The 8,854-nt window shown below is 53.5% G+C and carries 9 protein-coding genes and 3 pseudogenes; 8 read left to right on the top strand and 4 right to left on the bottom strand.

The features are described 5' to 3' along the window. The first annotated feature begins 136 nt into the window (after window positions 1-136). Together ACKJSM_RS28460 and ACKJSM_RS28455 are read left to right on the top strand one after the other, a co-directional pair. Window positions 137-373, top strand: a complete 237-nt coding sequence (locus ACKJSM_RS28460) for a hypothetical protein (protein WP_410239514.1) — start codon at window positions 137-139, stop codon at window positions 371-373. Between the two features lie 432 nt (window positions 374-805). Continuing rightward, window positions 806-1,189: a DUF6124 family protein gene (locus ACKJSM_RS28455; RefSeq protein WP_410239513.1), complete on the top strand. Its 384-nt coding sequence runs from the start codon at window positions 806-808 to the stop codon at window positions 1,187-1,189. A gap of 35 nt (window positions 1,190-1,224) precedes the next feature. On the opposite strand, the gene ACKJSM_RS28450 is transcribed toward ACKJSM_RS28455, so the two are convergent. The 4 genes and pseudogenes from ACKJSM_RS28450 to ACKJSM_RS28435 form a co-directional block, all read right to left on the bottom strand. Beyond that, on the bottom strand, window positions 1,225-1,476 hold the full coding sequence (locus tag ACKJSM_RS28450) for an ogr/Delta-like zinc finger family protein (RefSeq protein ID WP_410239512.1): 252 nt from the start codon (window positions 1,474-1,476) through the stop codon (window positions 1,225-1,227). Between the two features lie 133 nt (window positions 1,477-1,609). Next, the gene (locus ACKJSM_RS28445; protein ID WP_410239511.1) at window positions 1,610-1,840 is read right to left on the bottom strand and encodes a hypothetical protein; all 231 of its coding nucleotides are present in this window, start codon (window positions 1,838-1,840) and stop codon (window positions 1,610-1,612) included. Between the two features lie 152 nt (window positions 1,841-1,992). Next, window positions 1,993-2,892 (bottom strand): phage portal protein, encoded by a 900-nt coding sequence (locus tag ACKJSM_RS28440; RefSeq protein ID WP_410239510.1) that lies wholly within the window; start codon window positions 2,890-2,892, stop codon window positions 1,993-1,995. A gap of 90 nt (window positions 2,893-2,982) precedes the next feature. Next, window positions 2,983-4,159: pseudogene (locus ACKJSM_RS28435) on the bottom strand (terminase large subunit domain-containing protein); the annotation flags it as partial. Window positions 4,160-4,307: 148 nt separating this feature from the next. Between ACKJSM_RS28435 and ACKJSM_RS28430 the strand changes: the two are divergent. The 6 genes and pseudogenes from ACKJSM_RS28430 to ACKJSM_RS28405 all read left to right on the top strand — a co-directional run. Further along, on the top strand, window positions 4,308-4,508 hold the full coding sequence (locus ACKJSM_RS28430) for a Com family DNA-binding transcriptional regulator (RefSeq protein ID WP_410239509.1): 201 nt from the start codon (window positions 4,308-4,310) through the stop codon (window positions 4,506-4,508). Next, window positions 4,469-5,320: a DNA cytosine methyltransferase gene (locus ACKJSM_RS28425; RefSeq protein WP_410239508.1), complete on the top strand. Its 852-nt coding sequence runs from the start codon at window positions 4,469-4,471 to the stop codon at window positions 5,318-5,320. Before ACKJSM_RS28430 ends, ACKJSM_RS28425 begins: the two co-directional genes overlap by 40 nt. Before the next feature lie 483 nt (window positions 5,321-5,803). Beyond that, a complete protein-coding gene (locus ACKJSM_RS28420; RefSeq protein WP_410239507.1) occupies window positions 5,804-6,052 on the top strand; it encodes a hypothetical protein in 249 nt (82 codons plus the stop codon). 11 nt (window positions 6,053-6,063) lie between these two features. After that, window positions 6,064-6,315, top strand: coding sequence for a hypothetical protein (locus tag ACKJSM_RS28415; RefSeq protein ID WP_410239506.1), 252 nt, complete (start codon window positions 6,064-6,066; stop codon window positions 6,313-6,315). Between the two features lie 451 nt (window positions 6,316-6,766). Beyond that, window positions 6,767-7,456, top strand: a pseudogene (locus ACKJSM_RS28410) (DNA/RNA non-specific endonuclease). A 932-nt stretch (window positions 7,457-8,388) separates the two neighbouring features. Beyond that, window positions 8,389-8,854: pseudogene (locus ACKJSM_RS28405) on the top strand (hypothetical protein); the annotation flags it as partial.

The following is an 8,854-nucleotide window of genomic DNA, read 5'->3' as shown; positions in this document are numbered from 1 at the left end:
ACGTGAAACCTTGGATTTTGAAACACCCGCTGATAGGTTGCAGCGACTCGTTGCGTTGACCGGTTGAGCCCGCCACGCAAAACTTTCAACGTAAATAAACTCGCCACCGACAGCATAAAGAACAAGGAGTCAAGTGATGTCCACCCCAAAAAATGCCATGGAAGTTCGCGAAAAATTCGAGGAATGCGGGCACTCATTTTCACTGTTCGTCGAACTGTGCACCTCCGACATACCCCTCAACAAACGCAGCAAACTGGCCTTGTTCGAGTACGGCAAAAGCCGCATGCAAGCCTATGAAAACGCCGAAAGCCTGTTGCGTGCACAAGGGGAAGAAGCCACCGAACTGGCAGTGCCAATGCTTCGCACCGGCTGAAACCCGGTAGCCATCGCTCGCCACCAAATCCTGACGCCGCCGAGCGGCTGCGTCAGACATTTCCCCAGATTCACTCCACCTATAAACACGCTCAAGAAGCCTGTTTACAGACACGCCGTGATACTTCCCAAGGGCTACAAATCCTTGCGCCGTTGCCTACGGCTACGCCAGAATCCGCCGGCTTGAGCACCTTGAGCGAACTGTTAATTTGGTTGCGTCACTGATTACCAGTGACCGGGTATAGCAGCCCGGTACGCCTCGGAAGCACAAGTATCATCTGGTCAGGCAATCGCCTGTGCTCAATGGTGGCTGTGTGCATGGCACCTTCGGGTGCGCCGGATTCCGAGAGCTTACCGGTCTGCTACTTGCACACAGCCGCCACCCTTTCGAAGAGCAGCGAAGGTCGGGCGGCCTCACCAGAGGAAAGCTCTCATGTTCAAGGTAACGCCGAACCCGCCGGTCAACGAGCCGACGGCCATCCCAGATCCGACATCCCCGTACGAATGCCCCGGTTCTAAAAAATTCAACGAAGCCGCCGAGCGCGCCCTCGACTACTACCTGGGTCCACCCACCGCCCGCATCATGGCCGCAGACTACTACCCCAATCGCAACTACATGGCCAATCCCAAGTCGAGCAACGAAACACTGCTGGTCGACGCCTGCGAAGGCCTGGGCTCAGTCAGCGTCATGCTCAACGACTTCGCTGGCGTCCTCGAAGGCACCCACCGCAAAACCGCCCAAGGCATCGCGCAAATCGTCATGCTGTCGGAACTGGCCGTAAACCAGGTACTTGATCAACTAGTCCCCACTGAGTAGTACTCCACCTTGGCGAGGGTTCGCCCTCGCCTTCACTACAACGTTCCCAATTGATCGAAAAGGTCACGCTGTTGAGCACGAGGTAAAGCGCGCAAGCGATCGAACAACAATCGATCGACCACTTGCGCGCAAGGGCTGAGCGTGTGAGAAAAGGTCAAGTGAGCCACCCAAGTGTGGCCACATTGTGCAGACCCACACTGACAATATAATCGAACAAAATCCGTTGATAATACATCTCTTGAAACAATACGACCTTTCTGGCCACAAAACTTACATACCACACGCATCGCGGAGTCTCAGCATTAACCAAAAGCACATTTTACCCAACTTAACCAAAGCCCACCATTTCCAAAAAACATAGCACATATCAATAAGTGGGGATTGGGTTTACATACCATAGACGCCTACCAACTCGCAGAATCATTGAAATCTTGCAAAGTCAATCTCACGCTCCGGTGAAAGCCAAAAGACCGCTGGAGCGCCAGAAGCACGCGCACGATTGGTCTGGACCTCCCACGTTATTGTCGCTTCCAACTTTTGCGAATCTTGCTCAACTTTTATAATACGCTCTGCGGTTTTTGCAGAAATCTGAGATTGCAACTCTTCATCACTCAGACCTACTGGGATATTTTTCACAATAGTAGTTGGCATGGCACAGGCTCCAAACTATGTATTTTTCACAATGAGAATACACACAACGAGTAGAAAGCTTGTGACCTCTACCAATCAAAAACCACTGTCAGAAATAACAGTTTTTAAGAACTATTCACTATAAAACACATAACAAAAAAAGATTAAGCATTCTAGGATAGCCAATTAATCGCACGATCTTTCCGCAGTAAAATATTCACCTGCGAAAACAACTGCATAATCGGTCGAATCTCATTATTCGTATACACCCGGTCGATCTTTTCAATATCCCCAAACCCTGCCGCGTTTTCCGGCATCACCCCCGCAAGCGCCGGATTCATCCGCCATGCGGCAATCACGTCATTACGGGTGATGTTCTTGATCCGCTCGAATTCATCCTTCGTCGCAATATCCCCCACGGGGATGATCTGAATCGCCTTGTCACTACCCCCCGGAATATTGACGAACAGCGAGCGGAAATTACCCACCCCCTTGCTGCCGGCGATCTTGGCCTGCAGTGCCTTCTCGTCCTCTTCCGACAGATTCGGGTCATTGGTGTAAAACACAAACCCGGCGTGCGCGCCATTATTGAAATAGCGCCGCCGGAACAACGTCGCCGACTCGTTCAGCAGTAACGCATGCATCCCGCCCAGGTAGTCGGGTACACCGTAGATGTTCTGCTCCACGTCGTAGTCCATGACGTGCTCGACCTCATCTTCTTCAAAATGCAGGGCCTCACCGTTTGGACGCAACATTGCAAAACCACCGCCCACCTTGCGCCGCATGTTCAACGCCGGCAAATGCTCAAGCTCCAGCACCTGGCCGATCACATTGCGCTTACGCTGAAAGTACCCCTCGCCAAACACCATGAAATCCAGCGCCGCCCGCCCCATCGTCTGCGCGCTGCACCCAGCGGACGGGATGAAATCACGCAACAAAAGGTTGCGCTTGAAGCGTGGGATCGTGCCGTGGTGCGCGTTGGCACGCAGCAGCTTAGCCAGCCCCTCGCGGGAGACGGGCGGCGTGTAAAGCTGCCCGTCGTCGCTGGCGAACACACCCAGGTAGTCGCCCATGTGCCCGGTCAAAACGGACTCCGGAGCGCCGAAGCTGAAGGCTCGTATTCTGCTCGCGCCCGGCGCGATGTTCGGTATGGGTGCGTTCATGGCTGCCCTCAAGCGTGGACCAGCGGCTGCGCCGGCGTTTGTTGATGTTCAGAGGTTCATGGGCCAGCGCATGCATCACCGCCCACGCAATGTCGGCGTGGCCGGTCGCCTCGGTTCGTGATGCGCTGTAAGTAATCTGGCCACTGCTCGTGGCGCCGCGTTTGATCGTCAGGAAGGCCGCCGCGATGTCGTTCCAGCCGGCGTCCCACTCAATGCGCCGCCCTTGAATCGTGTCCTGGGCTTTGAGCACCAATGCGTTTTTGGTTTCAAGGCTGTAGTGGATCGGCGTCGCCCGCGGGTAGAAGTCGCGCACCAGATCGAACACCCCATAGCCCACGCCCGTAACGTCAATGCCGATGTGCTGCACATTGAAACGCTCGCACAGCTTTTTGACCTGGGCGGCCTGGTAGGTGAACGAATGTCCGCGCCAGGAATGCTTCTCCAGAATGCGGAACTTGTCACCTTGCTCCAACGGCGGTGCCACCACCACACAAGTGGCGTCGTCACGCGTGCGACTAGGGTCATAGCCCAACCACACCGGGCTATTGCCGAAGGGACGTTTGGTTGCAGGGTCCGGGTTGTAATCCTTCCACAAACTCTGATCGGAATAGCAACGCTCCAGGCTCTTCAGGTCGAACACACTTTGCGTGCTGTCGATGAATTTGCACAAAAACAGCTGATCGAAAAGATCCTCGGAATACTCCAACCGCAGCCGCTCAACATCGATCCGGTCACAGCCGCCGGCAATGGCGTCTTCCACTGTAATGACCTGCCGCCACTGCCCGTCCGGGCACAGCGCACCGCCGCGCAGTTGCGCATCACTCGGCCACGGATCGCGCGCCGCCTTGTGCTTGCCATTACGAAAGGTCTCCCCCGTCCAGAACGGGTAGGCCTGATGGCTTACCGCGCTGGGCGTAGAAAAGTACGTCTTGCACCAATGCTTCTGCGTGGCCATTGCACTGGCCACGGTGTTCAGCTTTTCGAAGTCGCGGATCCAGAAGTATTCATCGATGTAGACGTTTCCGTTATAGGTCTGTGCCGTACTGCTGTTGGTACTCAGAAAACGCAGCTCAGCACCGTTCGACAGGATGATGGGGTTACCCGTGAGCTCAATGCCGAACCACTCATGAGCGAACTGCACGATGTAGCTGCGAAACATCTCCGACTGCGCACGGCTGAACGCTTCCATCGCGGCCCACAAACACGGCCCATCACCGCTACCCGACAATGCCGCCGAATTTGCTAAACACGCCGTATCCGCTGACGAACTTTATTGGCAGTTGGAACCCATCACAGAGTGATTTTCCCCAATCAAGGATGATGCCTTGCAAGACATTCGTTGCGGCCACTGTTGCCGCAAACTCGCCGCCGCCAGCGGCTTCACTGAATTACAAATCAAGTGCCCGCGTTGCCGGACACTCAACCATTTGAAGGCCACGAGCTTCCCCCCAGCGTGCCGCGAGCATCCAGAACCACGAGTTCCTGAATGCAGCAACCCACTATTGGCAGCCTGTTCGCAGGCATAGGAGGCTTTGATCTTGGATTTGAAAACGCCGGATACCGCAGCGCCTGGCAAGTCGAACTCAACCCCATCAACCGGGCTGTGCTTGCCGATCGATTTCCCCATGCACAGCAACTTGAAGACGTGCGCCAGTGCGGCGCTCACAACCTCAGTCCCGTCGATGTCCTCACCGCCGGATTCCCCTGCCAGGACATCAGCGTCGCCGGCGCCCGGGAAAGCAACCGAGACACCCGCGGTCTGCGCGGCGCCCGCAGCGGCCTGTTCTGGGAGGTCGTACGAATCCTCAAGGAAACTCAACCTCGCTGGGTGGTGCTTGAGAACGTCGTTAACCTGCTCGCTGTCAACGATAGCCACGACTTTGAAACAGTCATCAGGGCCCTTGCGGACTGCGGGTATGTGGGATTTTGGCGAGTGCTTAATGCTCAATATTTCGGAGTCCCCCAGCAACGTCGTCGAATATTCCTGGTCGCGGGTTTTAGACGCATGCCCCCCTTCGAGCTGCTGGCTGACGCCGCGCCAGTGGACGCAATACCTCCAGCGTCTCAGTTGCAGCAATGGCCACGACCCGCGGATGCCTGGGCTGCCAATACTCTATTGGCCGACCGAGCCCCTTCCCAGATCGCTATGGGCTGTACGACTCTCGTCGCTCACGCGAACGGATGGGATCAGATGGCTGAGCGGCAGCGAGCGTCTGAGGATGATGGGTTTTGCCTCGGACTGTATGCGGCCAACCTTGCGGAGGCTTTCGCTGCCGGAAACGCCTTTGTTACGCAGGTCGCGGAGTGGGTTGGGCGGAAGTTGATGAGGGCGAATTAGCCATTTATGAGTGGCAAATATGACAGAGTCATGGCTCGTGCAAACGCAAAATCGCACAGACCGAAAAAATTCCAAAATTTCTAAAAAACAGTGACAAGCGGTCAACATCAATAGCCGTGAGGCTTACATGGGAATTAGCCGTTTCATACACAAAATACGCACAGACTTATCCACAGGTTGCAAGTTGCAATGCCTGCTAAAAACGCATTATCTTGTATCCAGACGAAAAAAAAACCCTACATATGGGGTTTCGTCAGTTACTGGCCTCTAACGAGGCAAGCCTGAAAAAAGTCTACGAGTGGTCGTGATTCGGTCTGGACAACTTAGAACACAACCACCCGTACCATCTAAAGCTAAACAGTAGCGATTACGTTTGCCCTAGGGGGATCGCATTGAGCCAAACATTGACATCAACGTCAACGGTTCCTGCTGACCGGCTGTCCCTCTGTGGCAATTTCTTAGCCTGTAAGAGGAAATACCATTATGACTATCAACACAAAACAAACCGGTCAGGACGTCGCGACACTCGCATCTGAGATTCTGCGCAATCCGCATGCCTCCGTCACCGCAAAAAGCCTCGCTGCATCGGCGCTTTCGCAGACTTCGTCTGCTAAAGAAACAGGCAAGGCGATGGAGACCATGGCATCTCACGTACTCCAGTCTGACAAATACAGCGAGACCACGAAAACCCTCGCCGCTTCCGTGCTTTCTCAATCTGACAAGTTGCGCTAAAGGGGTGGGAAATGGCTTTGTTCTTTTTGGAGTACGACCTTCGAAAGCAACGTAACTACCAGCCTCTGTACGACGAACTGGCACGGTTCAAAGCGGTTCGTATGCTGGAGTCTATGTGGTGTTTTCATCGAGTGAACATCAACGCAGCGGGTCTGCGCGACCACTTCCAAGGCTTCATAGACAACGACGATGGGCTCATCGTTTCTGAAGTCACTGCCTGGGCTAGCCGGCACGCCTTGGGAACACCTAACAATTTGCCTTAAGGTCACAAACTCAGCCCCATTCTTCATGGGGCTGAGTTCTTCCTGCTTCGTAATCACTACCAGGTTGACATACCCCGAAAGCATTTTTCTTTTTTGATAACAGCTTTGCATGCGGTGGAAATAATGTGAAGCATGGAACGTGTGGTCTGATCGAATCTGAAGGCCTATGTTCAGCAGTTTCTAAAGGAGCGAATCATGCAAGGAATGCCTAAAACTAAAACGCTGTTGCTCGCCATATTTCCATTACTGGCGGCATGCACCAGCCTCGAACAGTTGAGGTTGACGGTAGATCCCAGCCATTAGTGGAAACACCGCGATCTGTCAGTGTCACTCACAGATCTCTCGTTGAGATACCTACGGTAGATAACTGTGCAGTCGGGTGCCCATCTGGCTGTGGCGAGGTCACCATCGTTCGCGATGCCTATAGCTTGAATAACAACGGCTCAACGAAATTCGCCATTGGGTTGCCTACAAAATCACGAAGGACACCCCCGCCCCCAATCGTCCACGCAATTGGAAAACTGACCCTGACATTCCTGCCGGAGAAACGCTGAACCCGGTGGACTACAACGGAGCCTACGTTGCCTTGCATCTGGACAGAGGTCACCAAGCCAACCTGGCTTTGATGGGTGGGATCACCAATTGGGAACCCCTGAATTATTTGAGCAACATTACGCCGCAAAAAGAGGACTTGAACCGAGGCGCTTGGGCTCGGTTGGAAGATCAGGAGCGTAGTCTTGGTAAATCGCCTGGCATCGATGCGGTATACGTGGCGATTTGACCTTTGTACGAAAGGAATATTGGTTCTCTCCCAGGCACCAACAAAGTCCACACAATCCCCAGTGGCTACTGGAAAGTCATCTTGTTGGGCCGCTCGCCTGCCGATGGCCAGTATGCGGCTTTCATCATGGAGCAAAGCACGCCACGTACAGTCAGCTTCTGCAACTTCCAGGTGACGGTGGCTGAGATTGAGGAGCGCTCAGGCCTGACGTCGTGGAGCAATTTGCCGGACAACGTGCAGGCAGACTTGAAATCGAAGCAGGGAAGTTTATCGCGAAGGATTGGCTGTGCGCCTGTTCTTTTTTACAGCCTGTTGTATTCCCTGATCAGCCATCTGACTACGGTACCTGCTAGTCCCTAGGGCCATCTGAACCGCGCCCCGCCCAACGGGGGTAGGTCGTCCGTAGTCACTTTCTAAAAAGAGAGCGGCGATGACATGTTTTGATCAGTTAAAAGTATGCTTTTTACGGTATATAGTAAAACTTCATCCAGCCACTCGCTAAATAGCCAAATGCCACTCTATAAACAGAGTAAGAAGTGTGCTTGGTAGATTTTTCCAGCTATCACGAATTTTCTCCTATTGCATGTGGTGCAAAACTTTTGCAATAGGTGAAACATACTTCACACTACAAACTACCGTTCGTCGGAAAGTCTTAGTGGCTTAGTGATACTGAATAGTGTTGCTTAGTGTTGACCATTTTCCGTCGGTTTTAGCGACCAACCCGCGCAAACCCGCCATTTGTCGGGGGGTGTGCTATCACCGATGGTGGCCCCACCCTCCACAAACGACGAGACCCGCACATTGGCGGGCCTCGGGGCAGATTTTTTCAGGTTGATTCCCTGAGGAATTCCTGTGGTAATCTCCAGTTTCCACTTACAGCCATACAGCTTTCTTACTCTCAATTCGAAGGGTATGGCCAAGTGACCGGTCCGTCAACCGTGCGTTAATTCGTTAATTCGTTAATTCTTTAATTCGTTAATTAACCATTCCGATGAGTTTGCGGCTTAGTTTACGGTTTAGCCACTGCGTAAGTGGAAACCTGTTTGTTCCGTCATTAGTTTCGGAATAAATTCCACCAACCCTTTGGAGAATTCGCCCTTGCGATCCTTCATTCAGAAGTACCTTCCCGAAGAACTGATTCGGGCGTTTCAGGCTGCATATTGGTCGATTCGTCTGATCAGGATTATTCAGGAGGTATAAACGCAAAACGGGGGCCATTTGGCCCCCGTTTTCGTTAGGATGCCCATAGGGACCTATCGCTGTGCACGCAGCGACCGAAAGGGAGAATTCGAATGACACGCCAGTTTCGTAGCGAAGAAAGCTTTCACGCCGAAAGCATCTCCCGAGCCGCTGTTGCGCCATTCCTGGCCGACCGTGGCTTTCAAGACATCGATGACCAACTCAAAGTGACCGGATCGGCCACAAGCCAGCTGGTTTCGGCTACATCACCTGAAGGTGCGCGAGTGAAAATGCGTGTTCGCCTGTGCTGGCGAAGACGCACCATCGAAGCGTTGAAGTATTCCGCAGCACAACTGCGTGCCCGCCTAGTCGATGACGACTGGGATAAGACCATGCGCATGACAATGCAGCGGGATTTAGATCAGGGAATTACGCACAACCTCATCCTTCAGCGAGATGGCGCTCTTATCGTTCACGCGGCGCTGATCCCGATCAGAGAATTAAAAGGTTCATCACGGATTGCCGGGAAACACGCTCTTGATCTTCATGAAAAAGAATTCGCTATCCCGGTAACCGTAC

Source organism: Pseudomonas sp. PHC1 (assembly GCF_046487845.1).
In the GTDB taxonomy this organism is placed as follows: Bacteria; Pseudomonadota; Gammaproteobacteria; order Pseudomonadales; family Pseudomonadaceae; genus Aquipseudomonas; species Aquipseudomonas sputi.
Note: the sequence above shows the minus strand (reverse complement) of the source record. Positions and strands in the feature narration are given on the sequence as shown.

Excerpts from the sequence above, each read along its gene's own strand:
- ACKJSM_RS28460 (WP_410239514.1), top strand. The coding sequence starts at position 137 with ATGTCCACCCCAAAAAATGCCATGGAAGTTCGCGAAAAATTCGAGGAA.
- ACKJSM_RS28455 (WP_410239513.1), top strand. The coding sequence starts at position 806 with ATGTTCAAGGTAACGCCGAACCCGCCGGTCAACGAGCCGACGGCCATC.
- ACKJSM_RS28450 (WP_410239512.1), bottom strand. The coding sequence starts at position 1,476 with ATGCGTGTGGTATGTAAGTTTTGTGGCCAGAAAGGTCGTATTGTTTCA.
- ACKJSM_RS28445 (WP_410239511.1), bottom strand. The coding sequence starts at position 1,840 with ATGCCAACTACTATTGTGAAAAATATCCCAGTAGGTCTGAGTGATGAA.
- ACKJSM_RS28440 (WP_410239510.1), bottom strand. The coding sequence starts at position 2,892 with ATGGGCGACTACCTGGGTGTGTTCGCCAGCGACGACGGGCAGCTTTAC.
- ACKJSM_RS28425 (WP_410239508.1), top strand. The coding sequence starts at position 4,469 with ATGCAGCAACCCACTATTGGCAGCCTGTTCGCAGGCATAGGAGGCTTT.
- ACKJSM_RS28420 (WP_410239507.1), top strand. The coding sequence starts at position 5,804 with ATGACTATCAACACAAAACAAACCGGTCAGGACGTCGCGACACTCGCA.
- ACKJSM_RS28415 (WP_410239506.1), top strand. The coding sequence starts at position 6,064 with ATGGCTTTGTTCTTTTTGGAGTACGACCTTCGAAAGCAACGTAACTAC.